At 50.3% G+C, this 23,688-nt stretch carries 24 protein-coding genes; 16 read left to right on the forward strand and 8 right to left on the reverse strand.

What is annotated here, in order from left to right:
- Window positions 1-85: 85 nt before the first annotated feature.
- The 4 genes from ACZ5ZZ_RS11435 to ACZ5ZZ_RS11450 are packed head-to-tail and all read right to left on the reverse strand — an operon-like array spanning window position 86 to window position 4,694.
- Window positions 86-1,909: a nitric oxide reductase activation protein NorD gene (locus ACZ5ZZ_RS11435; RefSeq protein ID WP_464139465.1), complete on the reverse strand. Its 1,824-nt coding sequence runs from the start codon at window positions 1,907-1,909 to the stop codon at window positions 86-88.
- A 1-nt stretch (window position 1,910) separates the two neighbouring features.
- Window positions 1,911-2,681: an AAA family ATPase gene (locus tag ACZ5ZZ_RS11440; protein ID WP_464120629.1), complete on the reverse strand. Its 771-nt coding sequence runs from the start codon at window positions 2,679-2,681 to the stop codon at window positions 1,911-1,913.
- Complete coding sequence (locus tag ACZ5ZZ_RS11445) at window positions 2,678-4,003, reverse strand: cbb3-type cytochrome c oxidase subunit I (protein ID WP_464120628.1); 1,326 nt, start codon at window positions 4,001-4,003, stop codon at window positions 2,678-2,680. The genes ACZ5ZZ_RS11440 and ACZ5ZZ_RS11445 overlap by 4 nt, the downstream gene beginning before the upstream one ends.
- Before the next feature lie 7 nt (window positions 4,004-4,010).
- On the reverse strand, window positions 4,011-4,694 hold the full coding sequence (locus ACZ5ZZ_RS11450) for a c-type cytochrome (protein WP_464131238.1): 684 nt from the start codon (window positions 4,692-4,694) through the stop codon (window positions 4,011-4,013).
- Between the two features lie 154 nt (window positions 4,695-4,848).
- Here ACZ5ZZ_RS11450 and ACZ5ZZ_RS11455 point away from each other — a divergent pair, with 154 nt between their 5' ends.
- Both ACZ5ZZ_RS11455 and ACZ5ZZ_RS11460 read left to right on the forward strand, forming a co-directional pair.
- A complete protein-coding gene (locus ACZ5ZZ_RS11455) occupies window positions 4,849-5,577 on the forward strand; it encodes a Crp/Fnr family transcriptional regulator (RefSeq protein WP_464139467.1) in 729 nt (242 codons plus the stop codon).
- Window positions 5,570-6,034 carry a hypothetical protein gene (locus tag ACZ5ZZ_RS11460; RefSeq protein WP_464139469.1) on the forward strand — a complete coding sequence of 155 codons (465 nt, stop codon included), beginning with the start codon at window positions 5,570-5,572 and terminating at the stop codon, window positions 6,032-6,034. Before ACZ5ZZ_RS11455 ends, ACZ5ZZ_RS11460 begins: the two co-directional genes overlap by 8 nt.
- A gap of 50 nt (window positions 6,035-6,084) precedes the next feature.
- On the opposite strand, the gene ACZ5ZZ_RS11465 is transcribed toward ACZ5ZZ_RS11460, so the two are convergent.
- The 4 genes from ACZ5ZZ_RS11465 to nirK form a co-directional block, all read right to left on the reverse strand.
- The gene (locus tag ACZ5ZZ_RS11465; protein ID WP_464120624.1) at window positions 6,085-6,342 is read right to left on the reverse strand and encodes a DUF2249 domain-containing protein; all 258 of its coding nucleotides are present in this window, start codon (window positions 6,340-6,342) and stop codon (window positions 6,085-6,087) included.
- Window positions 6,343-6,407: 65 nt separating this feature from the next.
- On the reverse strand, window positions 6,408-7,016 hold the full coding sequence (locus ACZ5ZZ_RS11470; RefSeq protein ID WP_464139471.1) for an SCO family protein: 609 nt from the start codon (window positions 7,014-7,016) through the stop codon (window positions 6,408-6,410).
- Window positions 7,017-7,018: 2 nt separating this feature from the next.
- Window positions 7,019-7,771: a formylglycine-generating enzyme family protein gene (locus ACZ5ZZ_RS11475; protein ID WP_464139472.1), complete on the reverse strand. Its 753-nt coding sequence runs from the start codon at window positions 7,769-7,771 to the stop codon at window positions 7,019-7,021.
- 18 nt (window positions 7,772-7,789) lie between these two features.
- Entirely contained in the window at window positions 7,790-9,202 is a 1,413-nt protein-coding gene (gene nirK, locus ACZ5ZZ_RS11480) for a copper-containing nitrite reductase (RefSeq protein ID WP_464139474.1), read from the reverse strand.
- 322 nt (window positions 9,203-9,524) lie between these two features.
- Between nirK and ACZ5ZZ_RS11485 the strand changes: the two genes are divergently transcribed.
- The 14 genes from ACZ5ZZ_RS11485 to ACZ5ZZ_RS11550 all read left to right on the forward strand — a co-directional run bounded on the left by ACZ5ZZ_RS11485 (window position 9,525) and on the right by ACZ5ZZ_RS11550 (window position 23,641).
- Window positions 9,525-11,861: a heavy metal translocating P-type ATPase gene (locus ACZ5ZZ_RS11485; RefSeq protein WP_464139476.1), complete on the forward strand. Its 2,337-nt coding sequence runs from the start codon at window positions 9,525-9,527 to the stop codon at window positions 11,859-11,861.
- A 23-nt stretch (window positions 11,862-11,884) separates the two neighbouring features.
- Entirely contained in the window at window positions 11,885-12,013 is a 129-nt protein-coding gene (gene ccoS, locus ACZ5ZZ_RS11490) for a cbb3-type cytochrome oxidase assembly protein CcoS (protein WP_464135208.1), read from the forward strand.
- Complete coding sequence (ccoN, locus tag ACZ5ZZ_RS11495) at window positions 12,010-14,133, forward strand: cytochrome-c oxidase, cbb3-type subunit I (RefSeq protein ID WP_464139478.1); 2,124 nt, start codon at window positions 12,010-12,012, stop codon at window positions 14,131-14,133. The genes ccoS and ccoN overlap by 4 nt, the downstream gene beginning before the upstream one ends.
- The gene (locus tag ACZ5ZZ_RS11500) at window positions 14,130-14,294 is read left to right on the forward strand and encodes a CcoQ/FixQ family Cbb3-type cytochrome c oxidase assembly chaperone (RefSeq protein ID WP_347358684.1); all 165 of its coding nucleotides are present in this window, start codon (window positions 14,130-14,132) and stop codon (window positions 14,292-14,294) included. Before ccoN ends, ACZ5ZZ_RS11500 begins: the two co-directional genes overlap by 4 nt.
- A 1-nt stretch (window position 14,295) precedes the next feature.
- A complete protein-coding gene (locus tag ACZ5ZZ_RS11505) occupies window positions 14,296-14,856 on the forward strand; it encodes a cbb3-type cytochrome c oxidase N-terminal domain-containing protein (RefSeq protein WP_464131247.1) in 561 nt (186 codons plus the stop codon).
- A 4-nt stretch (window positions 14,857-14,860) separates the two neighbouring features.
- Window positions 14,861-16,267, forward strand: a complete 1,407-nt coding sequence (gene ccoG / locus ACZ5ZZ_RS11510; RefSeq protein ID WP_464120617.1) for a cytochrome c oxidase accessory protein CcoG — start codon at window positions 14,861-14,863, stop codon at window positions 16,265-16,267.
- The gene (locus ACZ5ZZ_RS11515; protein ID WP_464139480.1) at window positions 16,264-16,905 is read left to right on the forward strand and encodes a sulfite exporter TauE/SafE family protein; all 642 of its coding nucleotides are present in this window, start codon (window positions 16,264-16,266) and stop codon (window positions 16,903-16,905) included. The genes ccoG and ACZ5ZZ_RS11515 overlap by 4 nt, the downstream gene beginning before the upstream one ends.
- A gap of 32 nt (window positions 16,906-16,937) precedes the next feature.
- Window positions 16,938-17,651: a hypothetical protein gene (locus tag ACZ5ZZ_RS11520; protein ID WP_464120615.1), complete on the forward strand. Its 714-nt coding sequence runs from the start codon at window positions 16,938-16,940 to the stop codon at window positions 17,649-17,651.
- A gap of 205 nt (window positions 17,652-17,856) precedes the next feature.
- On the forward strand, window positions 17,857-19,182 hold the full coding sequence (locus ACZ5ZZ_RS11525) for an OmpA family protein (protein ID WP_464139482.1): 1,326 nt from the start codon (window positions 17,857-17,859) through the stop codon (window positions 19,180-19,182).
- 11 nt (window positions 19,183-19,193) lie between these two features.
- Entirely contained in the window at window positions 19,194-19,517 is a 324-nt protein-coding gene (locus ACZ5ZZ_RS11530; protein ID WP_464131254.1) for a transcriptional regulator, read from the forward strand.
- 115 nt (window positions 19,518-19,632) lie between these two features.
- Complete coding sequence (locus tag ACZ5ZZ_RS11535; RefSeq protein ID WP_464120612.1) at window positions 19,633-20,589, forward strand: hydrogen peroxide-inducible genes activator; 957 nt, start codon at window positions 19,633-19,635, stop codon at window positions 20,587-20,589.
- Between the two features lie 127 nt (window positions 20,590-20,716).
- Window positions 20,717-21,223: a Dps family protein gene (locus ACZ5ZZ_RS11540; protein ID WP_464120611.1), complete on the forward strand. Its 507-nt coding sequence runs from the start codon at window positions 20,717-20,719 to the stop codon at window positions 21,221-21,223.
- Window positions 21,224-21,252: 29 nt separating this feature from the next.
- Window positions 21,253-21,993 (forward strand): ZIP family metal transporter, encoded by a 741-nt coding sequence (locus ACZ5ZZ_RS11545; RefSeq protein ID WP_464120610.1) that lies wholly within the window; start codon window positions 21,253-21,255, stop codon window positions 21,991-21,993.
- Window positions 21,994-22,108: 115 nt separating this feature from the next.
- Window positions 22,109-23,641, forward strand: coding sequence for a methyl-accepting chemotaxis protein (locus tag ACZ5ZZ_RS11550; RefSeq protein WP_464139484.1), 1,533 nt, complete (start codon window positions 22,109-22,111; stop codon window positions 23,639-23,641).
- Window positions 23,642-23,688 lie beyond the last annotated feature (47 nt).

Here is a 23,688-nt window from a genome sequence, read left to right on the forward strand (position 1 = left end):
AAGCGATCACAAAAATGAAACAACGGATTCAGCAAAAAAAATCACGCCTGAAAACAGAATGAAAGCGCCACCTGACGGGGATCATCTAACGTCGCAACTTCGCCAAAGTTTGAATCAAACTTTCTGGCAGCTTCGCTGGTTCTGACAAAATCTCGTAGGAATAAAACATCTGCGGAAAATAATGTTTCGCCGCTTTTTCGATGGCAAAGGCTTTCGTACTGATCTGCAGGGTCTCAGCCTCCAGACAGGCTTTGCGCATGTCTTCAATGCCGTAACGTCCTTCGTAACCATCATAGTCCGTGGGTTTTCCATCCGTCAGAAGCAATAGCACCTTCTGCCGGGCAGAGCACTTCTGAAGCAACTGTGTCGCATGACGAATCGCCGGCCCCAGGCGTGTGTACCCGCGCGGCACGACATTCGGAACACGGGAAAAATATCGGTCCCATTTTTCATCCTGTTTCTTCAGGAACTCAAAAGCACAGTGGTGTCGTGTTTCCGAATAGGTCCCCGCAACGATGGTGTTTTCATCAGGGTTTGTTTGCAGCAAGCCCCACAGGCCCACAGATTCCAGTTCAATATCCAAAACCCGATGATTGGCCACATAGGAATCCGTGGAAAGACTGAAATCCAGCAGGATCAGTATCTGCATGTCACGCTGTCGCAGAAACTGACTTTGATAAAGATGCCCGCTGGCAGAAACCCTATTTCGCACGTCGCTGAGATGGCGAACATACGCATCCAAATCCACTTCGGGGCCGTCCAGCTGTCCGCCCCGCCACTTCCTTTGATTGCGAACCTCGTCCAATTGTCGTCGACTGCGCTCAATCAACGAACTCTGCTGCTGCATAAGCTGTTCTCGCAGAGATCCTTCCGAACCCGGCTCTGGAGTAGTGACTTTAAGTCGGCAAAAGTCCGGCAGAAGTTGTTTGCGCTTAAAGTGCCATTCGGGATAATAAAAAAATTCCCCTGCCTTGGATAACGTGTGCGTGGCATTGTCACGCCCCGGTCCTTGGGCAAAATCGGATTTAAAGAAGGAAGCCGCCTCTTCTCCGGATCGGGTCACATGACGGGGCTGAATCTCCTTGAGTGCCTCACTGTGTTCCTGAAGTTGATCCGAACCGTCGGCCACCCGACTTCCACCCTGATATTCATCCACCGTTTCCATTTTTTCAAAAGAATGAGTCACTGGGTTGTGTTCCTCTTTGTCCAGATCCACTTCTTCTTTTTCAAAGTGCGTCTGCATGGAAAGCTCTGATTCCTGCCGGGACATCTTGGCCGGTGGGGAGCTGTCCGGAAGCACCGAGGTTGGGCCCGCCACAGAACTCAACCCGCCCCACAAAAGCCAAAGGTCTTCAGGAAACGGTTCATTGCGTTTTAATCGTGCCGGATCCAATCCGGCTGCTGCGACTGTTTCGACCGATGAAAGCAGTTGAATCATCTGCCGCCCCGGCGCGTTCGCAGGGGCTTTCAATCTTTGCAAAAAATCCTGAAGCAAACTTTGATGAAAGTCAGGAAAGGATGGATACATCTTTGATATCTGCGAATGAAGAAGGGCTTTATGGCGCACAAAATGCAAAGCCCGGGCATAAGCATTTCTGCCCAACTCGGGCCAGTGAATTTTAAGCTTCTGCGAAGCCGCCAGATACAGGGCCTGATGCAAATACAGGTCACGGTTGCGTTCCTTCACAGGAAAGAAATGGATGGACTCGGGCAGATACACCACCCGCCCCATCACGCCGGACTGGCGGGCCGCGTGAATTTCGATGGTGTCATCAAAGAAGGGCTGTAAAACCAAAGCCAGTGCCTTGTCACAATCCTGCAAGTGATAGCGACAGGACTCCAGCTCATTTTCCTGGCGACGTTTCTTCCAGCGAACCGCCGCCTCATAAATCTTCTCTGTGATATCCATACTACAAACTCAAATAGATAAGATCCTTCAATCCTTCCTGCACCTGATGGTCGTCAGAAAGGCACTGTCCAACTCCGAAAAGGCAAGCCTGCCGCAAAGGCAACCCGGACTTGAACAGACGTGCAGCATGAACCAGCAGTCTGGTTGATACGGTCTCTTTCAACTCAAGGTGTCTTTGCCCGCGGATCTTATTACCCACTTCAACCAGACGCTGACAGGTTTTCAGATCAACTTCGGTCACCCGGTGCAGAATCTCAGTCTCCACTTCTGCTTGCGGGTAAGACAGACTTATTGTGACAAATCTTTGACGGGTTGAGGGTTTTAATTCCTTAAAACCTCGCTGATAACCCGGATTAAAGCTGGCCACACACATAAATCCCGGCGGTGCCGTCAGTTCTTCATTGGTGCGGTCCACGTAAAGTTCCCGGCGATGATCGGTCAAAGGATGTAACGCCACGATCACATCTTCGCGGGCCTCGGCCACTTCATCCAGATACAAGATGGCGCCTTCGCGCACCGCCCGTGTGACCGGTCCATCCTGCCATACAGTTTCCGCCCCTTTAATCAGGAAGCGCCCCAGAAGATCCGCACTGCTGGTGTCCTCGTTGCAGGCGACTTTGACCAAAGGGCGACCCAGCTTTTCTGCCATGTGTGCCACCAACTGGCTCTTTCCACACCCCGTGGGTCCTTTGATTAACAAGGGCAACTGCTGTTCAAAGCACTTGGTGAAAATGTCAACTTCGCTGGCGACTTCCCGGTAATAGGTTTTCATTGAACCTCGCCAACTGGTTTTCCGAAGCGGATAAAGTTCCAGACATAGGCCACAATTCCCACAGAGAACAACGAAGCGGCCAGTACCAGCCCCAGGAAGTGCACCTCGACCTCTTTTTGCACGGCCAGGAAATCCATTCCCATTTTTCTTTCCAGATAGACCTGCGCAATCCCTGCAACACCGAAAGCCAGAGTCATCGCGGTCATGCCAATATTGGATGTCCAAAACGCAAATACGTTCATACGTGAGTCCTGCAAATTACGTCCGGTCAGTTTTGGCATCGCATAGGCAATCAACGCCAGAACAAGACACGCATAAGCACCCCAGAACGCCATATGTCCGTGCATAGCCGTCACCAAGGTTCCGTGTGTGTACATGTTCACCTGAGGCAGAGTGTGGGCAAATCCAAGGAACCCCGCCCCGACAAAAGATAAAATTGCAGTCGCCATGGTCCATGCCATTGCCATCTTATTATCCGGAGTTTTTCCACCCTTTCGAGCCATTGCCACGGCATAGATCGCAAACCCCAGGAAAGCCAACGGCTCCAGTGCACCGAAGAGCCCACCCACCAACAGCCAGTAGCGAGGAGTTCCAATGTAGTAGTAATGGTGACCTGTACCCAGAATTCCCGACAGGAAGGTAAATCCGACAATGATGTAGAGCCATTTTTCAATGATCTCACGATCCACGCCGGTCATTTTAATCAGCAGGAAGGACATGATCGCACCCATGATAAGCTCCCACACACCTTCCACCCACAGATGCACCACCCACCAACGCCAGTAGGAATCCACTGTCTGATGATCGGTGTTGATCATGCCCGGCAGATACAGCAAAGCCGCCATCAAAAGCCCCAGGAACAACACGATGCTGGTTGTGGTATAACGACGCCCCTTCCAGATGGTGCCACCGATCAGGAAGATAAAGAGCAAAACGTCCACCACCACCAGGTAATCCAGTGGTCGCGGGATTTCCAGGAACTTACGTCCCTCCCACCAGTTCATGTGAAAACCGGCAATGGCGACGACACCGACAGCAACCAAAGCCCCCAACTGCACATAAGCCAGTTTGGGAAAAATCAATTCACGTTCGGTTTCCTCGGGGACGATGTAATAAGCCGCCCCCATAAAACCGGTCAGAAGCCACACAACCAGAAGATTGGTGTGCGTGGCCCGGGCCGCATTGAAGGGTATGATGTCATGCAAGCCATCATACCCCATGTGCGCAAAGCCCATGATAAATCCATAAACAAGCTGCAAGGAAAACAGCAGCATACAAGTGGCAAAGAACCAGTAAGAAATTTTCTGTGTTTGATACTTCATGTTGTCCTCATTTTATCTGCGAAAGATACGCAACCAGTTCCTGGATCTGTTCATCCGTCAAAGGAAGCTTTGGCATTTTTGAATCACTTTTCAAAACAAAGGGGTCTTTCAACCAGCTGGTCAGATATTCGCTGTCACGACGGGTGCCAATTCCATCCAACGCCGGTCCCACGGTCCCCCCGGAGCCCTGCAATGTGTGACAGGCCACGCAGACCTGGCCATAAACCGCCGGCTGAGTCATAGCCAAATGCACAGACTCCGCTTTCACGGGCTGGGCTAGATCAGGCTTTGGTGGGAAACCGTTCAGATCCATTGTGCCCACCCATCTGAGAAAGGCCGTAAGATCATTGATTTCATCTTCGGTGAAGTGATAGTTCGTCATCTTTCGATCTTTGGGATACATGGCCTGTGGATCGCGCAACATGGACTTGATAAAGATCTCGCCCCGGCGTTCCCACACCTTTGTCAGTTCCGGAGCGTAATAAGCCCCCTCCCCTAAAATGGTGTGACAGCCCATGCAGTTGTTACGATCAAAAAGATGTTTTCCCCGTACCACTTCGGGGGTCATTTCAGCCTGATTGGTTTGTTTAGGAATACGTCGGAAGGTATCAATGGTCAGCAACACAAAGGCCGCTGAACAGAGCACCGTTCCGATCACGAAAAAGTTTTTTGCCTGTGATTTTGTTAACATGATGCTCCCGACTTGTAGTCTTTCGAAGTTAGTTAACATCCAAAAAACGAACCTTCTTTGATCCAAATCAAGAATCACCTGTAAAAAACACCTTTTTTTGATCCCGATCATATCTGGCACAAATTTAGGCGGGCATTCTATTCCCGAGGGCCTTATGTCGAACATAGTCAATATACTCAAAAAACAGGACTTCCTTCGCCGCTTCAGCGAGAAGGATTTACGTGAAATATCACCCTATTTCGAACTTGTGCACACGATGACCCGCCAGGTGCTTTTTGAAAAGGGGCAACCCATTGAACACATTTATCTGGTTCTGTATGGGTCCTTCAAAATCCAGGAAACCATGGATCGGGATACGGTGAAGATCTTCAACTTTCTTAGCCGGGATGAATTCCTCGGGGTGGCCATGGCGGGGCTTCCGAACCCGCGTTACCCGACTTCTGCGATCTCCAACGAAGAGTCCACCTTACTTAAAATTCCCGTGGGCTTTTTCTTTGATACACTGATGCAAATTCCCGAGCTGCGCCGACGAGTCAATCGCCAGGTCTCAGAACGATTCTTGGAATTTCAAAATGACGTTTGCAAGTCCCACAAGTTGGCCCCCTTGCGCATCGCGGATTTTTTATTGCGACTGCTGGACCGTCAGGGACCGGACCAGAGCTATTTGCAAATTCCTCTGACCCGGGCTGATATTGCCGATCGTATCGGTAGTCAAAGTGAAACAGTGATACGAATATTAAGTCAATGGACCAAAAATGGTTGGATCCGAACTGAAGGCCGTCACATCGAAATTCTGGATCGACAAGCTCTTACGGAGGTGCAAGGTGAAAGACCTTCTAAAAAAATTGCGCGAGGAACATCAGCAAATACTGAAAATGTTTGATGATAAAGTCGACATTCTGGAAATTGTTCAGTTCGTGGAGGAGGTTCATCACCCCCTGGAGGAACAAAGTCTGTTTCCAGCCGTGGCGGACAATACCCTTCTGTGCAAGGGCGGCCCACTGTGCACTTATTTCCGTGGTATGGAACTGGATCTGAATCCACAAAAAGGGCCCCGGGACTATCTTTGCGGGCTTTACATGCGCGGATTTCCCCGTCCCCGCGCCTATGCCAGCTTTCCCTGGCTGACCCCGCAAAACCCTCTCAGCCTGCCCATGGACGAGCACGTGCTGGGCCACGAGATTGCCGAGGCCTTAAAGCTGCTTTCTTATCCAAAATATCAGGCTGAATTTCCTCAGGCATTCGACCGCCTCAGTCGTGATTACGAAAAACTTCTGCGCCAGCATATCGCCAAGGAAGATCAGTGTCTGTTTATTCTGTGTGAAAATATTGCGGCATAAGACTCACAAACAAAAAAAGAGAGAACAGGTGTTCTCTCTTTTTTCGTCGTTTATTCACAGAAACCGCAACAGCCTTCTTTTTTCTTTTTGGTCAGGCGCAGTTTCCACACATCAGGGCCTTTTTCCAAATACTCGTCCACGAACTGATTTGGACGGGATTCACCAAACTGACGCAGCAGAGGCACAGGATCATGATTGTTTACGATAACAATGCTATCCCCACCTTCCAAGCTGTCAAAACTTTCGAAGATAAAGGAATGACGGTGCATGGGATCAATTTTCTGGGCTTCAATAACGAACTCTTTCATGAAAAGTTCCTCCTTGTTGTTGAATCCACTTTAAGAAAAAAAATCCTCTTTAGCCTTGATCCAGATCAAGGGATGAACTTTATCAGATCCTTGGGATCCGCGCTGGCACCCACCTGACGACCGCGAGGCACACCTTCTTTATCCAGCACTGTAATAATGAACGAGTGGTCGTAGTCCCCGCCTTCAACCTTGCTGTACTTGATCCCCAGAACACTGGCGATCTCGCGAGGGGCCTTGTCATTCTTTGCGGTCAAAAGACTCCACTGCCCGCTAAGTTGTTTTTTCTTGGCATAGGCTTTGAGAACTTCAGGAGTGTCTTTTTCCGGATCAAAGCTGACCAGAACAAAACGAACCTGTTTTTTGCCGTTTTCTGCCAGCTTCTTTTCAATCTGCTGCATCTGCGCCAGAATCAGTGGGCAAGTGTAAGCACAACTTGTATAGGCCATGGAAATCACCACAGGCTGACCACGCATGCTTTCCAGCTTCACCTTTTTGCCGTTTTCGTCCAGCAGTTCTGAATTCAGATTATAAATGGATTCATCGTTCAGGGCGGCGGGCGATTCTTTGGCTGCCGGAGCCTGGTGATGGTGATGCTGATCAGAGGCCACAGCCTTGGCAGCCAAAGCCAAACTTGCCACTAACATCACGAACGAGGAAAATTTTGACGCGTTCATAGTTACTCCTTATCTCTTGCACAGCGGAAGCCCAGGTTCTGAACTGTGTACTTGGCCTGCAAGCTGCTGCGAAAAGCAAATCTCATAAAGGCCGCATAATCGGCCGGATCCGCGGCCGCCGAAGCTCCGGCTCCACAGAACAAATTCTTATCCAGTCCACCATCGGCCCGGGACTCACCAGTTACAAGTGAAGTGTTGAAATCCTCCACCCATTCCCAGATCAGACCGTGCAGATCGTAAACTCCCAGATTATTAGGACTGTTCTTTTTGACGTTCCGTAAAGGCCACTCCGCGCCACGTCCATACCACTCCAAAATCAGATCCTTGATTTCTGTGCGGTTTTTAAACGGGCTCAGAGCCACGTACTCCCACTCATTGGTCGATGGAAGGCGTTGGCCTTTCCATGCACAATACTCCCGCGCCGCAAACCAACTGACCCGAACAACCGGAGAGGACGCTAACGATTTATCACCGTAACTTTGATCCCCACTCCAGTATTCAAGATAGCTGCCATCGGCAAAAAGTTTTTTAACCTGGGACTTGCTCCACTGTGGATTCTTACGCACAAACTCCAGATATTCGGAGTTTGTCACCGGATGAGCGTCGATATAAAAAGAGGCCACCTTCAGACTGTTCTTATTCAGTTTTGCCGGCATCTTGAACTCTCCGGCAGGAATAAGAATCTCTTGAGCAGCCCCTATCGAGTGACTGAAAAGGACGGCGGCCAGAATAAGCGCTTTTAAGAATCCGTCCATTTCATATCCCCTTTCGTGTTACTTCTTACCAGCTTCGCGAACCGCTTTGACTTCAGCCGGAGTCACAACTTTTTTCGAGTTGCCCCACATGCTGTAGACATAAGTCAGCACGTTTGCCGCATCTTCATCGGACAGGATCTGGGCAGGCATCACAGAATTAAACTCTTTGCCATTGACCTTCACCGGACCTTCCAGACCATGGATCACTGCGGAGATGGATTTTTCCTTGTTATTCAGGAAGTCCGATTTCGCCAGTGGAGGGAACGCGCCCGGTAAACCTTGTCCATTGCTTTGGTGGCAGGCAAAGCAGGAGGATTCGTAGATACGTTTACCGCCCGCGATTCGTTCTTCCAAAGTTCTTGCCGGAATCTGCTTCGGAGCATCCGCACCCATTTCCTGGATCACACCACCTTCTGGCAGATAGATCCCGTCTTTAGTTTTTCCGGAATAGATCTCGTGATCCTCTTTACCCTCCACTTTCAGCATACCGATGGCGCCTTTATTGAAGGCACGGAAGATCGAGTGGTCCACCAGAATGAAAGTTCCAGTAGTGTCTAACTTAAACTCGACGATGGCGGAACCACCGGCCGGAATCAAAGTAGTCTGAACGTTTTCATTCACCAACTTGCCGCCTTCAACGTAAACCTTGTCGAAGATCTCACCAATCACGTGGAATGAAGACACCAGGTTCGGACCGCCGTTACCCACAAACAGACGAACCTTTTCGCCAGTTTTTGCTTTCATGGCATTGTCGCCCACCAAAGCGCCCACGTTACCGTTGAAGACCACGTAGTCGGCTTTTTCTTCCACTGCTTTAGTCATGCTGAACGGTTGCAGACCCGGAGCCCCGTATTTACCTTTAGTGTAGAACTCACTTTGCATAACGTAGAATTCACGGTCCACTTTAGGCAGACCCTCTTTCGGCTCCACCAAAATCAAACCATACATCCCGTTGGCGATGTGCATTCCCACTGGCGCAGTTGCACAGTGATAGACATACAGACCTGCATTCAGTGCTTTAAAACTGAATGTAGAACTATGTCCCGGCGCAGTGAAGGAACCTTCAGCACCACCCCCTTGACCAGTCACAGCATGAAGGTCAATATTGTGTGGCAGTTTGCTGGAAGGATGGTTGTGCAGATGGAATTCCACCTGATCCCCTTCACGAATACGGATGAACTTTCCTGGAACTTTGCCTCCAAATGTCCAGAAAGTGTAATCCACACCGTCAGCCAAACGCATTTTCACTTCTTTAGTTTCCAGGTTCACAATCACTTTAGTGGCATGTTTACGAGTGATTGGTGGTGGTACTTCCGGCGCGTCAGTCAAAACGGCAACTTCTTCACCTTTAATAGTTTGAGCCATCACACCTGATGGCAGCCACGCGATTGTCGCTAGTAGCATTAGTTTCTTATAATTCCAGTCTTTCATCTTTTTTCTCCTTGATGAATGCTTTCGCATCTACATCCTCGACAAATTTCAACACGAAATACATGACGGCCATCAATAGCCTGTAGAATTATGCGCTTTCTTACGTGACTTAGTCCATCAATAATTGTTTATTTTAATTAAAACCTAACAAACTTGATCTGAATCAAAGACGGTTCCCAAAAAGACTTTACAGTGGGAAGATTATTGAAATGGAATTTACCCTCGGATTCCCCCACAGACCGGCTTTTTTCCAGGGGTTGCAACTTTTTATGGCACCCAAAGGCCTTGGCAAAAGTCTTTATCAGTGGTTTTTTATGGGGACATGATGCCGATCATATTCAATCCTCAGGGAACTGGGCATATTTCCAGTATAAACGGAGCGGTTATGGACTCTAAAGCCTTACAAGTATGCGCCTATTGCGGCACCTCGACTCAAGAGGCCCCTTATTGCTGCAACGCCTGTGAGATGCTGGATCAACATGTTCGCCCCCTGCCGATTCTGAACGAGCAGGAAAATGCATACGGGTATCTGGATAAAGACGAGTTCCGTCGATTGTATCTGCATCCCCAACAAGAGGACTTCAACTACCTGTTCTTCGCCGAGGGCCTGCATTGCTCCTCTTGCGTGCATCTCTTGGAAAAACTGCCTCAGTTCTATGAAGGCATCTCCCAAGCACGAGTGAACTTCGGTCAATCCACCTTGGCCATCCAGCTGGCTCCTGATGCCTCGCTGGCCCAAGCCGCCCACGTCATCGCTGAACTGGGATACAAACCCACACCTTTGGCGGCCCAGGACAACCTGGCGGAACGTTATAAAAAAGAAAACCGCACCTTCCTGATGCGAATTGCGGTAGCCGGCTTCTGTGCAGGCAACACCATGCTTTTTGTCATCCCGGTCTATGCAGGTTTGGCGGGCACCTGGGCCACAGTCTTTAACTGGATCAGCTTTGCCCTGTTCCTGCCGATTCTGTTTTTCTCGGCGGTCCCCTTTTATCGTGGCGCCTGGAACTCTTTGAAATATAAAGTGGTCAACGTCGATCTGCCGATTGCGATCGCCATGCTGTCCGGTTTTGCCCTTTCCACCTACAACCTGATTCGTGATGACGGTGCGATCTATTTTGACAGCACCGCCAGCTTCATGTTCTTCATTCTGTCAGCACGCTATCTGCTTAAACGCGTTCAGCAGAATTACCTGTCCCCGTCACGCATGAAGTCCTTCTTCCAGACCGAAAAGTATTCGCGCCTGAATGGCGACGTTACCGAAACCATCCCGTGGAGCTCGGTGCAAACAGGTGACATTCTGAAAATTCAACAGAATCAGACATTACCTGCGGACTGCGAACTGCTTTCAGACCAGGCCACTTTGGACATGTCCCTGTTTAATGGCGAATCCCTGCCAAAAGTCTTTTCTTCGGGCATGATTCTGTTTGCCGGCACACGCTGCCTGGATCAAAACATCTTCGTGCGCGTAGAGCGCTCCTTCGCACAAAGCAAGCTGGGACTTTTGTTTGCGCAACTGGATCAGGGCGCTCTGCAAAAAAGCCAATTCATCGCCCTCACGGACAAACTGGCACAAAAACTGATAATGGTGGTCTTCTCCGTCGCGATTCTGTTCTTCCTGATCTATATGAACATTAACGCCACCGAGGCCTTCAACCGTTCTCTGGCCCTGATTGTTCTGGCCTGCCCTTGCGCTTTGGCATTTGGTTCACCACTCACCTTCGGCCTGGCATTGAAGAAAGCGCAAAGAAATGGTGTGCTGCTAAAAGATGCCACCACGCTGGAGCGCATACTGAAAGTGAAAAATATCTTCTTTGATAAAACCGGCACACTGACTGAAGGCAGCCTGAGTCTTTCCCACTCAGAGCCCGCAGTAATTTCTGCCCGCACTCAAGGTGTCATCCTGAGTCTGGAGGCCGCCTCTTATCACCCCATCGCCTTTGCCTTGCGCCAGGCCTGGCCTTCGGCGCTTCGCCCAGACAACGTGGAATACACCCAGGAAATTCTGGGCCATGGTGTGCGCGGTCGTATTGATGGCAAAAACTACGAAATCCGCCACCTTTCTGAAAGCACTCATGAAGATGAAACAGCCATTGAAGTTTTGGAAGATGGCAAAAGCCTGTGTCGTCTTTATTTCCTGGATGCTTTGCGCGAGGACTCACCGGGTGCTGTCGACCGTCTGAAAAAGCAAGGCTATCAGTGCCACCTTCTTTCCGGAGACAAAAAGTCCCGCGTTCAACAGGCAGCTTTGGCCTGCGGCATTTCTCGTGACAATGCCTACGGCGAGCTGTTCCCCGAGGACAAGAAAGAAATTTTATCTCGCTATCAAGACACCTGCATGATCGGCGACGGCGCCAACGATTCTCTGAGCCTCCAGGCCGCAGATGTCGGCATCGCCGTGAAAGGCAGTGTGGATCTCAGCCTGAACAGTGCCGATGTGTACTTCTCTCGTGGCGGACTGCGTCCCTTGTTTGACCTTTTCGATCTGGCCCATCAGACTCGACAGGTGCTGATCCGCAATCTTTCGATTTCCTTGATTTATAACTCCATCGGCGGGGTTCTGGCTTTGGCTGGATTCATCAATCCGATGATGGCGGCGATTCTGATGCCGATCAGCTCGATCATCATTATTCTGTCGTCCTTGTGGGGGTTGCGATGAATATCATCCTGCTTATGATCCCGATGGCCTTGCTTTTGGGGGTTGGCTTTGTCTCGGCCTTCCTCTGGGCCACATCCAAAGGTCAATTTGACGACCTTGAGACACCTGCACACCGAATTTTAAGCGAAGAAAACGAAAGGAAAAAATCGTGAACACAACTGGGAATCTCATCGAAAAAATTTATTACGATGACGATATCGTCAAAAAATTCACCCTCGCCACAATGATCTGGGCGGCTGCGGCCTTCCTGTTTGGTCTGGTGGCGGCGCTGCAACTGGCTTACTGGCCGCTCAACGCGAATCTGGAATGGATTACCTTTGGACGACTTCGTCCGCTGCACACCAATGCGGCGATCTTTGCCTTTGCGGGGAATGCCATCTTCGCCGGGATCTATCATTCATCCCAGCGCCTGCTGAAAACCCGCATGTTCTCGGATCTTTTGTCACGCATCCACTTCTGGGGCTGGCAGTTGATCATCGTGGCGGCAGCCATCACCTTGCCTCTGGGTTATTCCCAATCCAAGGAATACGCAGAGCTGGAGTGGCCGATTGATATCGCCATCACCGTGATCTGGGTTGTCTTTGCTGTGAACTTCTTCGGAACTATCCGCCAACGTCGTGAAAAACACATGTATGTGGCGATCTGGTTCTATATCTCCACGATCATCACGGTCGCGACACTGCACATTGTGAATTCCATCGAGATTCCGGTGACATTGTTCCAGTCCTACCCTGTGTACGCGGGTATTCAGGATGCGCTGGTTCAGTGGTGGTACGGCCACAACGCGGTGGCGTTCTTCCTGACAACTCCGTTCTTGGGTTTGATGTACTATTACGTGCCAAAAGCCGCCAACCGTCCGGTTTACTCTTACCGTTTGAGTATCGTGCACTTCTGGGCTTTGGTGTTCATCTATATCTGGGCGGGTCCGCACCACTTGCTTTACACCTCCCTGCCTGAATGGGCGCAGACACTGGGAATGATCTTCTCTGTGATGCTGTGGGCTCCGTCCTGGGGTGGTATGATCAACGGTCTTTTGACTTTGAAAGGATCTTGGCACTTGCTAAGAACCGAGCCGCTGATCAAATTCTTCGTGGCGGCATTGACCTTCTACGGTATGTCCACATTCGAAGGACCTCTTCTGTCCATCAAATCCGTTTCCGCTTTGGGTCACTACACAGACTGGATCGTGGGTCACGTTCACTCCGGCGCACTTGGCTGGAATGGGATGCTGTCCTTCGGTATGATCTACTATCTGGTTCCCCGCTTGTGGAGAACTGAACTTTATTCCAAAAAACTTTTGGAAAACCACTTCTGGCTGGCATTGACCGGTGTGCTTCTTTACTACATCTCCATGGTAGTTGCGGGTATCACTCAAGGTTTGATGTGGCTGGCGGTCGATAAAGAAGGTGCCTTGGCGTACCCTGACTTTATCGAAACGGTGGTTCGTATCGTTCCATTGTACTGGGTGCGTGCTTTGGGTGGATTGCTGTTCCTGATCGGTTTCATTATGATGTGCTACAACATCTTTAAAACCGTTAAGATGGCACCAAAAAATCAAGAAGACACTTCTGCCGAAGTTCAGCGCACTGGCTTTGATGAAGTGACTAAAGAAACTCACCGCAAACTTGAAGGTATGGGTTTCACTTTCTCTGTCTTGGCTTTCCTGGCAATCGCTGTGGGGTCTGTGATCGAGATTTATCCGACTTTGTCACTGCACAAATATGTGAATCCGAATAATATCACAGATCCGTACACTCCGCTGGAGCTGGCAGGCCGTGATATCTACGTGAAGGAAGGCTGTTATGTCTGCCACTCGCAACAAATCCGCCCTATCGCGGCTGAAGTGATGCGCTATGGACCGGCATCCACAGTGGAAGAATCCATGTACGACCGTCCTTTCCAATGGGGCTCCAAGCGTACAGGTCCGGATCTTTCCCGTTTGGGTAAGAAGTATCCAAATCTGTGGCACTATAGCCATATGATGGATCCTCGCGCAGTGACTCCGAAGAGTATCATGCCGAGCTACCCATGGCTGGCGGAAAAGAAAACCGACTTCCTAGTTCTGCGCAAGAAATTGTCCGTCATGAAAAAACTGGATGTTCCTTACGACGAAGATGTGATTGCCAATGCGGATATTCACGCTCAGAAGCAAGCGCAGCAAATTGCTGCAGACCTAGAAGCGAATGGCGCTCCGAAGGGTCTTGCTGATAAAGAGATCGTGGCCCTGATCGCCTACCTTCAGTCGCTGGGACAGAAAGGGAAAGTACAATGAAACAGGAAGCTTTGAAGTATTTCACGGACACGCATTTAACGGCGATGGGTCTCTTGATCTTCTTCCTGTTCTTTGTCGGAGTCCTGTTCTGGGTTTACCGCAAATCGAGCAAGGAAATTTACTCTCATATGGAACAAATTCCACTGAAGGATGGAGAATAAAATGAGCAGCGACAACAAGGACAAATTCCACGAATATGACGGGATTATCGAACACGATAATCCCATGCCAACCTGGTGGCTGTGGACGTTCTTCCTCACCATCATCTTTGCCTTCATCTACTTCATACACTATGAACTGGGTGGCGGACCGACTTTGCAGGACGAACTGAAAGTGGCCATGCAAGAGATCGAAAAAACTCAAGCGACCGCAACGGCAACGGCACCGATGGAAACTGAGGAGTCATTGCAGGCGGCTTTTGAAAAGGACGGTATGGTGGCTTTGGGGGCTCAGCAGTATGTGGCTAAATGTGCCTCTTGCCACGGTCCGGAGCTTCAGGGCTTGATTGGTCCGAATCTGACAGATAAATATTGGTTACACGGAAAAGCAACACGCATGGATATCGTCAAAGTTATTCGTGACGGGGTTCCTGAAAAAGGCATGCCGCCTTGGGGCCCTGTGATGAAAAAAGATGAAATCTATGCCGTGAGTGCATTTATTATATCCAAGAAAGGCAGCAATCCTCCAGGTGCTAAAGAACCTCAAGGAGAGGCTGTAGAGTGATTTTATGGCAGGTCTGGATCCAAGCAAACTAACAAGTGTTGACGTACATGGTGATCGCATCAATATCATCCCCGCAGAAGTGCGGGGGTTTTATCGAAAGCACCGGACTTGGACCCAGATCATTCTGCTGATCATTTTCCTCATCTTGCCCTGGACGACAATGAATGGGCACCAGACTATTCTGATCGACATCCCCAACCGCGAATTTGCGCTGTTTGGAATTCTGTTTAAATCCCACGATGCTCCGTTATTGTTTTTCATTCTGGGCACTCTGACCCTGGGCCTGGCATTTGTCACTTCCATCTGGGGACGCGTGTGGTGCGGCTGGGCCTGCCCACAAACTGTTTTTATTGATGCCGTCTATCGCCGTATTGAACAATGGGTTGAAGGAAGTTATATCCAACGCCGTCAACTGCGCGATGGTCCGATGACACTGACCAAATTCCGCAAAGTGGGACTGAAGTGGTTCCTGTTCTTTGTGGTTTCCTCTTTTATTGCCCACAGCTTTATCGCTTACTTTGTCGGGGCCAAAGATTTACTGGCCATGACTCAAGGCTCTCCTTCAGAGCACATGACCTACTTCATTCTGGTTCTTTTCTTCACTGCTGTGATCCTGTTTGATTTTGGCTGGTTCCGCGAACAATTCTGCGTGATCATGTGCCCTTACGGACGCATTCAATCCGTCCTGCTGGATTCAAAATCCCTGGCCGTGGTTTACGATGTCAAACGCGGCGAACCTCGCAAAGGCACCGCCGCAGCCGGAGAAAAAGTCGGCGACTGCGTTGCCTGCAATCGCTGTGTTCAGGTTTGTCCGACCGGAATAGACATTCGCAACGGTCTGCAAATGGAGTGCATTGCCTGCACGGCCTGCGTGGATGCCTGCGATGAGATCATGGAAAAAGTGAAAAAACCCAAAGGTCTGATTCGCTATGACACTTTGGATGGCAGTAAGATTTCTTTGAAAAAGCCAAGATCCATTCTTTATATTATTGCGATACTTGGACTGGTGGGCGGCTTAAGTTATGCCATTTCAACCCGTGAGCCGGTGCATATTGCCGTCCTCAGAGGCGCGGGACTTCCCTACTCATACGTTAAAAACGTGGATGGCCACGAAGCCCTGTTAAATCAATTCCGCCTGCATATCCAGAATCAGGGATCATTGCGTGCGCGCTACGTTCTGACTTTGCCACAGGAACTCTTGGACAAAGGCATCACCCTGCAAGTGGCTGAAAATCCCATCAACTTGGCCCCCGGAGAAGCCCGAGAGTGGTACTTCTTTGTCAGAATTCCCCCTGAAGTGATGCCTGGCAGCGGTCAGATCAAAACCGAAGTTCTGGTGCAAGATGAGCTCGCTCTTGATGGATTCAAAACAAAACGGGAACTGATCTTAGTGGGGCCGAAAGCCCAATGACCTCCTCGTTGATTTTGGCCCTGGGCATTCTTTCTTCAAGTTTCTTCGGCAGCTGGCACTGCGCTGGTATGTGCGGTCCGGTGGCCACCCTGATGAGTGCCCGCCACAGCCTTTGGAGTTATCATCTGGGCCGCTTGATTTCGTATGTTTTGCTGGGGATTTTAGCTGGCAGTCTGGGGCAGTTTTTTCTCAATAGTGACTTCATTCTCTTACGTTGGATTTCGGCCATCCTTTTGGCTTTGGTCCTGATCCTGTCCGGACTGAACCTGGTGGCTCCCGCCTCCATTCGCCAAAAACTGTCCTCCTGGAAAGGCGCCCACTCAATTCTGGGGGTCATCAAACGTCTGCAAGCATTCCATATAGGTAAGTCCGGCTTTGTTGTGGGACTTCTGACCTCCCTGCTCCCCTGCGGCTGGCTTTACACCTATGTCACTGCGGCCATTGCCACCCAAAGTCCTTGGGCGGGGGCTTTAACTTTGGCTTTGTTCTGGCTGGGGGGACTTCCCGCCTTGAGTGCTGTCCCGATGATGGTCAGAAAGGGCATTCAAAGTGCCGGACTGAAACAACAGCGAATTGCCGGTCTGGTTTTAATCACAGCTGGACTGTACTCGCTGGCAAGCTTTATGTTTTTGCATTGAAACTAAATCCGCTTTAACTCAAAATGTGGGTTATGACAAAATCCACACACATCACGATTCTTTCTCTTCTTCTATCCACAACAACTGCTTTTGCTCAAGGCACTGAAAGTGTCCCTGCGGAAAAGCCTACACCGATTTCAGCAGAAGCCCCCGTCCCGGAAGCCACGCCTGACGTTGCCCGCGAAAGTGGATGGCCTCGCAGCCTGTGGGGTGTCTATGGCGGCCTGGGGATCCCGCACGTGCTGTCCGGCGGTATCGAATATCTGGATCAGTCACAAATGTGGTCCGTGGCGCTTGAAATTGGCGGCGGAGGATTTAAACCCAAAGACGAAGAAAACGACAAGGAAGAGTTCAGCATTGGCAACCTGGAGGTCGCCGGACGCTATCACCCGACTGCGGGCTCTTTCTATCTGGCGGCGGCTCTGGGCTCACAAGGAGTTACAGCGAAAAAGACTTTGACTGTCGGTGCGGAAAAAGCCGAGCCGGAAGTAAAAATCTCCAGCACCTATGTTTCCCCGAAAGTGGGATGGTTCTGGCAATTCAATTCTGGCTTGAACTTCGGTGTTGAGCTGGGCGCTCAGATTCCCCTTTCGAACAAAACTGAAATTCAAGATGGCACCACAAACACCACGGTGTTAAATGATCCTGAATACATCAAAGCCCGCCAAGACGCCGAGGATCTGGCCGACAAAGTGGGTAAGATGGTTCTGCCTCACGCCATGGTTCGCCTCGGATACGCTTTCTAATCTCAAACTTTCTATTTTTCATTTTCCATTGTCGGGGGACACGAGGCTAGCCTCGCCCTCGATAGTGTTATCTCCTCCAATCCCTGTTAAGTTGCACCAAAACAAACACCTCCTTCTGTTTTCCTTGTCTGCTTTCACCGCGCAGGATTAGCGTTGAAATACGATAAACAATAATATTTTCGTTTTTGCGACGAAGGAGGAGTTTATGGTTTCCCGGACTCAGAAGATTATCGCATCTTTGGCACTGGCGGGTGTAGTCGCAGGCTGCGCAAGCACACCACCCAATGTCCAATCCATTTCATCCACGGCCAACCCCACCACTGAAATTGAAAAAACCGAAATGATGCTGAACGAGGCTCGCAGCAAGCAGGTGGATGTCTTGTCACCGGAAAACTTCACGGACGCCTCCAAAGCGTTGCAGAAAGCCAAAGACAAAAAAGAAAAGAACAAATCCAATGAAGACGTTCTGGAGCAGGTGTCTTACTCCCGAGCTTGGCTGGAACAGGCCAATGCCAAAGCTGAAATTGCAAAAATGTCCGTGGGCAGCGATATCACAGATGCCCGTGAAGGAGCAATGAAAGCCGGAGCTCCGAAGTTCTTCCCGAAAGAATGGGGCAAGAACGGCAAGGAACTGGAAAAGATCACTCACGCAGTTGAAAGAGGAAATCTAAAACCTTCCGACAAACGTGGCGAGGACATCGTCCGACGTTATCGCGAACTGGAGCGTATGTCTGTGAGCAAGGCCTACCTGGGCACTGCCAAAGACAACCTGGACACGGCCAAAAAAGATGGGGCGGATAAAAACGCACCAAAAAGCTTCAGCATGGCCTCTATGAAATATGATAACGCGGAAAAAATGATTCAGGCCGACCCGCGCAACACCAATGCGATCGCCCGCGCCGCCCAAGACGCCACCCGTGAATCGCAACATCTGCTGGAAGTCACTCGCAAAGTGAATGCGGGAAATTCAGAGGATCTTGTTCTGATGGCTGAGCGCCAGCAACGACAAATTTCCAATTTGCGCAGTGAGTACTCTTCCACGGAACAGGAACTGCAGCAGGTCCAAAGCGAAGCTGAACGCCGTCGTATGGAGCTGGAAAAACAACAAGCCCTGTTGGACCGAGCCCAGGCCTTGCGTCGCCAATTAAAACCGAATGAAGCCGAAGTCTTTACGGAAAATGGAAAGTTGATGGTGCGCTTAAAAGGGCTGCAGTTCCCATCAGCTCAATCTTCTCTGGGCCCCAAAAATCAGGCCTTGTTGAATAAAGTCGAAGCGGCTTTGGCGGGCGTTGCGCCATCGAAGGTGATCATCGAAGGTCACACCGACAATGTCGGCAGTGCCGAAACTAACCAGTCCCTGTCTGAAAAACGAGCCCAGGCCGTGGAAAACTATCTGGTGTCTAAAGGCGCCATCGCAGCAGACAAAGTCGAGGCTGTGGGACGCGGCTTTGAGGAACCCATCAGTGACAACAACACCAAACAAGGACGCGCCCAAAACCGTCGTATCGACATGGTGATTGAAACCGAATAAGGAGGTGCCCCATGGCAACAGACCTCAACGGCCCCCGCTGGCGGGAACTCAAACGAGAGCTCATGCAAAGATGGCGTGAGCTCTCAGAGCATGACTTGGAAAAAACCAAAGGAAACACACAATCCATTGTCGACCTGCTGGAACGCAAGGTTGGCATGGCTATCGAAGAAGCCAGCGAACGATTTGCCGAAATCGCCTCGCACTATCATCTGTACGATGAGCCTGAGGAAAAACCAGTCAAACCCGAAAAAGAAAAGCCGGAAAGGGTGATGGAACTCAAACCCAAAAATCCCAATCCGAAAGATCGAAAACCCAAAGACGACTATCTAGGCTGAGAGAGTCCCTGCTCACTCACCAAGGCTTGATTCAGGGGATTTGGATCCTTTGAATCAAGCCCCCTTGACCAGGAATATGCTTGCAAGCTCCTGACCGCAACGGCAAGCTTGTAACATGACGCTGACTCAACTTGAATATATTCTCGCCGTTGCCGACACTGGAAGTTTCAGCCAGGCAGCACGCCAATGCTTTGTCACTCAACCCACCCTGAGCATGCAAATTCAGAAACTGGAAGATGAGCTGGGTGTGATTCTCTTTGACCGAACCAAACAACCCATTCATGCCACTTCAGTGGGCGAAGAGGTGATCCGACAGGCCCGACTGGTTGTCAAAGGTTCTCAGCACATCAAGGAAATCGTCGATGACGCCAAGGGATCCTTACGTGGAGAACTGCGCATCGGAATCATCCCCACGCTGGCACCGTATCTGCTGCCCCTGTTCCTGAAGCGAGTGAAAGAGACCCACAGCGAACTTCATTTAACCTTTGAAGAACTGCAGACCGAAGTGATGATCGAAAAGATCCGCAATCACAGCCTGGATCTGGGCATTCTGGTCACACCGATTGATGACCTGAATATTGCCAGTCATGTTCTGTTTTATGAGCCCTTCAATGTGTACTTTTCCAAAGGACATGCACTGCTGGCCCGCAAAACTGTCGACGAGAAGGATCTGTCTTCGGACGATGTGCTTCTGCTGAATGAAGGCCATTGTTTCCGCGAACAAAGTCTGTCCTTATGCCGGAATAAAAAAATAGCTCCCCCCGCCGACCGCAATTTCACCTTTGAAAGCGGCAGTCTGGAGACACTGAAAAAACTGGTGGATCAGGGCGAAAGCTTCACCTTGCTGCCGTGGCTGGCCGCGATGGATGTCCAGGACAAAAAACGCCTGCGACCTTTTTCCGATCCTGTGCCCACCCGCGAAGTCAGTTTGATTCACGGCCCCCACTTTCAAAGAAAAGCTTTGCTAAAGGCCCTAATTGAAAACATAAAGAAAAACCTGCCCGAAGGTGTCTCCGTCAACAAGACCAAAAACCTTCTTAAGGTGGACAATCCTCTGGGCTATCTCAAATAGTTTTCATCTATGTCTATAGACAGCCCATAGTTTCTGTCTATAGATGCCATAGAAAAAGAGAACTGTTCAAATACCCTCTGCAAACCTATCCTGTTATCAGGCAAGAGTAACTCGCAAGGAGGATTTTATGAGATCACAATCATCACATTCCATCGGTGAAAATAAATCCGTCAGCAGCCTCAAAGCAGTTGAGGCAAGCACTGACTCTGTTGTTGAGACTTTGAAAAAGTCGCTTGCAGAAGAGTATTTGCTGCAGTTAAAGACTCAGAACTTCCACTGGAACGTGGAAGGCCCCCTGTTCTTCTCTTTGCACAAACTGTTTGAAGAACAATATGGCCAGCTGGCTGAATTCGTGGATCGCACCGCCGAAGTCCTGCGCGCCTTAAAAACCAAAGCTCCTGGCAGCTTCAAAGAATTTAAAGAACTTTCCTCTATTCAAGAAGCTCCGGACCGACTGAACGCCAACCAAATGATCGAGACACTCAGTCAGGATCATACTAATATGGCGATCGCGTTAAAGGCACGTCTGGAAACAGCGGAAGATGCGGAAGAAACCAGTGCGGTGACTTTGTACGAGGATCTTATCGGATTCCACGAAAAAGCCGCTTGGATGATTCGCAGCCACAGATCTTAAACGACCAATGACCATCAAAGAGGTTGAAAATGGGCAGTGCATTGATGGGTTTACTTGCAGGAGGAATCACAGGGCTTTCAACCATGTTGGGGGCCCTGCCCATCCTCAAGGAAAAAAGCAATGGCTGGAATCCCTGGCGCAGTCTGAATCTGGATTTTGCCATCGGGATGATGCTGGCTGCTGCTGCTTTTAACCTGATCGGGCCGGCCTATTCCAGTTCGCACAGTGCCTTCGGGGTGTCTCTTGCCCTGGCGCTCGGTGTGGCTTCCATTTATGGACTCAGTCATCTGATCCATCATGTGTCGCCCTCCGCATGGTCCGCTCATCGAAGAGCCTGGCTCTTTGTCACGGCCATGATGCTGCACAATCTCCCTGAAGGTTTGGCTTCGGGAGCTGCGCTGAGCGCTGATTCTATATCGCAGGCCAATGGCTGGACGGTGGTGGGTGCCATTGTCTTTCAGAACTTTCCCGAAGGACTGGCCACGGCGGCCGCCTTTCTTTCCATCGGCATGTCCCGCAAAGTGTCTTTCTTCGGCGCTGTCCTGACCGGAGTGATGGAAATTCTGGGAGGCACACTGGGTGGAGTTTTCACCTCTATCACGTCATCTTCCCTTCCCTACATTCTGGCCTTCGCCGGAGGTGCCATGATCAGTGTGACTCTGGAAGAGATTTTCGCAAAAATGAAAGAGACACAAATGCGATATCTTATTCAAAAACACTTTGTGGCAGGAGCCCTGTCCGTCATTGTTATGAATTGGATCGTGAATTAGCCGGGTTTGTCTCAATACGAATCGCCGCCCCTAAAAATAAAGTTATTATCATGATGGCCGTCATCACTGCCTCCACCTTCCACTCTTATCCTGAAAGTACTACTGGAGGTTGTACGTGAAGCTCATCAGTAAGATCTTAGGAATTGTTAGTTTGGCAGCAGCTCTGGCGGTATTAACCGCCACCCAAGTCTCTCGACACGAAGTGCATGATCAGGGGGAAAGGAATCTCATCGACAAAAGTCGCGCGATTCTGGACCAACTGGAAGGAACACGGGACTATGTGGCCGCACAGGGTGGGCTTCCGGAATATATAGAAAGCATCCGCAACAAATATCCCGACGGCAACGTACCTAAAGATATCAAACAAAACATCCTGCGCCGGGTTCCGATCTTTTCCTCTATCAAAGTGGGCCAGGATCAGGCCGAACGCAGCGGCTATAAGTTCCGGGTCTTCTCTCCAGAACCCCGTCGCGACACCAATATGGCCAGTGCCACAGAAATGGAAATCTACAATCGCTTCCTGAAAGACCCCACCCTGAAAGAGATCGTCGACACTCAGGAATCCTCTGTGGTTGTCTATCGCCCCGTGCGTCTGTCCGAACAACAAGGATGCCTTCTTTGCCATGGAAATCCCAGTCAAAGCCCTTTTGGCAACGGCAACGATATCCTAGGCCATAAAATGGAAAACTGGGCCGATGGCCGCCTGCACGGGGTGTTTGCCATCACCAGCAGCATGGCTAACACAGATGCAATCAGCGCCGCCTCCACAAACAAAATTCTGCTGTTCTCGGCTGTCGGGCTGCTGATCAGTATCTTTATCGCATGGCTCATTCTGAAAAAACCGCTTTCACACCTGCATCAGGCTGTGGATTCCATTAAGTCCTCCAGCTCCCATCTATCTGCGACCAGCACGGAAATCTCTGATGCCTCTCAAAACTTAAGCTCTGCCTCCACTCAAGCGGCGGCGGCTCTTGAGGAAACTTCCGCCTCTATCGAAGAGCTTAGTAGCATGGTGAAACTTAATACCGACCACGCCCAGAGCGCAAAAGACCTGTCCCTGTCGACGATGAAGGCCGCCGAAATCGGTGAAGAACAGATCCGCACCCTGATTCAGTCGATGAAAGAGGTTTCTGCCACCGCCAAGAAGGTGGAGGAGATCACCGGGGTTATTGACGACATCGCTTTCCAAACCAATCTTTTGGCTCTAAATGCCTCTGTGGAAGCCGCCCGTGCCGGAGAAAACGGGCGCGGTTTCGCGGTGGTTGCCGACGCTGTCCGCCAACTGGCGCAAAAATCAGCGACTTCCGCCAAAGAGATTTCAACCTTGATCTCGCAGAGTGTTCAACAAGTGGAACAAAGCTACGATTTCGCGGTAAAAAGTGGCGAGTCACTGGAAACCATCGTACGTGAAGCACAAAAAGTTTCAGCACTGAACACCGAAATCGCCACCGCCAGCATTGAACAGACCACCGGCATTGCGCAGATCTCTCAGGCCCTGCAAGACCTTGACAAAGTCACACAGAATAACGCGGCTTCCTCGGAAGAAACGGCCGCAGCTTCTGTGGAGTTGTCGAATCAGTCGCATCACCTGGATCAGTTGGTGGGCGCCGTCGAAGGTGTGCTGAACGGCTCTGCCAAAGCCGGATAAGTTCAAGGAGTTTTCTAGACAGACCCCGGATGTCACGTTAGGCTTAA

The sequence above is a fragment of the Bdellovibrio sp. HM001 genome (genome assembly GCF_055397275.1).

Excerpts from the sequence above, each read along its gene's own strand:
- ccoS (WP_464135208.1), top strand. The coding sequence starts at position 11,885 with ATGGCCTTGCTTTTGGGGGTTGGCTTTGTCTCGGCCTTCCTCTGGGCC.
- ACZ5ZZ_RS11465 (WP_464120624.1), bottom strand. The coding sequence starts at position 6,342 with ATGAAAGAGTTCGTTATTGAAGCCCAGAAAATTGATCCCATGCACCGT.
- ccoG (WP_464120617.1), top strand. The coding sequence starts at position 14,861 with ATGGCAGGTCTGGATCCAAGCAAACTAACAAGTGTTGACGTACATGGT.
- ACZ5ZZ_RS11455 (WP_464139467.1), top strand. The coding sequence starts at position 4,849 with ATGTCGAACATAGTCAATATACTCAAAAAACAGGACTTCCTTCGCCGC.
- ACZ5ZZ_RS11540 (WP_464120611.1), top strand. The coding sequence starts at position 20,717 with ATGAGATCACAATCATCACATTCCATCGGTGAAAATAAATCCGTCAGC.
- ACZ5ZZ_RS11470 (WP_464139471.1), bottom strand. The coding sequence starts at position 7,016 with ATGAACGCGTCAAAATTTTCCTCGTTCGTGATGTTAGTGGCAAGTTTG.
- ACZ5ZZ_RS11530 (WP_464131254.1), top strand. The coding sequence starts at position 19,194 with ATGGCAACAGACCTCAACGGCCCCCGCTGGCGGGAACTCAAACGAGAG.
- ACZ5ZZ_RS11500 (WP_347358684.1), top strand. The coding sequence starts at position 14,130 with ATGAAACAGGAAGCTTTGAAGTATTTCACGGACACGCATTTAACGGCG.
- ACZ5ZZ_RS11505 (WP_464131247.1), top strand. The coding sequence starts at position 14,296 with ATGAGCAGCGACAACAAGGACAAATTCCACGAATATGACGGGATTATC.
- ACZ5ZZ_RS11515 (WP_464139480.1), top strand. The coding sequence starts at position 16,264 with ATGACCTCCTCGTTGATTTTGGCCCTGGGCATTCTTTCTTCAAGTTTC.
- ACZ5ZZ_RS11525 (WP_464139482.1), top strand. The coding sequence starts at position 17,857 with ATGGTTTCCCGGACTCAGAAGATTATCGCATCTTTGGCACTGGCGGGT.
- ACZ5ZZ_RS11450 (WP_464131238.1), bottom strand. The coding sequence starts at position 4,694 with ATGTTAACAAAATCACAGGCAAAAAACTTTTTCGTGATCGGAACGGTG.
- ACZ5ZZ_RS11440 (WP_464120629.1), bottom strand. The coding sequence starts at position 2,681 with ATGAAAACCTATTACCGGGAAGTCGCCAGCGAAGTTGACATTTTCACC.
- nirK (WP_464139474.1), bottom strand. The coding sequence starts at position 9,202 with ATGAAAGACTGGAATTATAAGAAACTAATGCTACTAGCGACAATCGCG.
- ACZ5ZZ_RS11475 (WP_464139472.1), bottom strand. The coding sequence starts at position 7,771 with ATGGACGGATTCTTAAAAGCGCTTATTCTGGCCGCCGTCCTTTTCAGT.
- ACZ5ZZ_RS11445 (WP_464120628.1), bottom strand. The coding sequence starts at position 4,003 with ATGAAGTATCAAACACAGAAAATTTCTTACTGGTTCTTTGCCACTTGT.
- ACZ5ZZ_RS11460 (WP_464139469.1), top strand. The coding sequence starts at position 5,570 with ATGTTTGATGATAAAGTCGACATTCTGGAAATTGTTCAGTTCGTGGAG.
- ACZ5ZZ_RS11545 (WP_464120610.1), top strand. The coding sequence starts at position 21,253 with ATGGGCAGTGCATTGATGGGTTTACTTGCAGGAGGAATCACAGGGCTT.
- ACZ5ZZ_RS11535 (WP_464120612.1), top strand. The coding sequence starts at position 19,633 with ATGACGCTGACTCAACTTGAATATATTCTCGCCGTTGCCGACACTGGA.
- ACZ5ZZ_RS11520 (WP_464120615.1), top strand. The coding sequence starts at position 16,938 with ATGACAAAATCCACACACATCACGATTCTTTCTCTTCTTCTATCCACA.
- ACZ5ZZ_RS11485 (WP_464139476.1), top strand. The coding sequence starts at position 9,525 with ATGATGCCGATCATATTCAATCCTCAGGGAACTGGGCATATTTCCAGT.
- ACZ5ZZ_RS11435 (WP_464139465.1), bottom strand. The coding sequence starts at position 1,909 with ATGGATATCACAGAGAAGATTTATGAGGCGGCGGTTCGCTGGAAGAAA.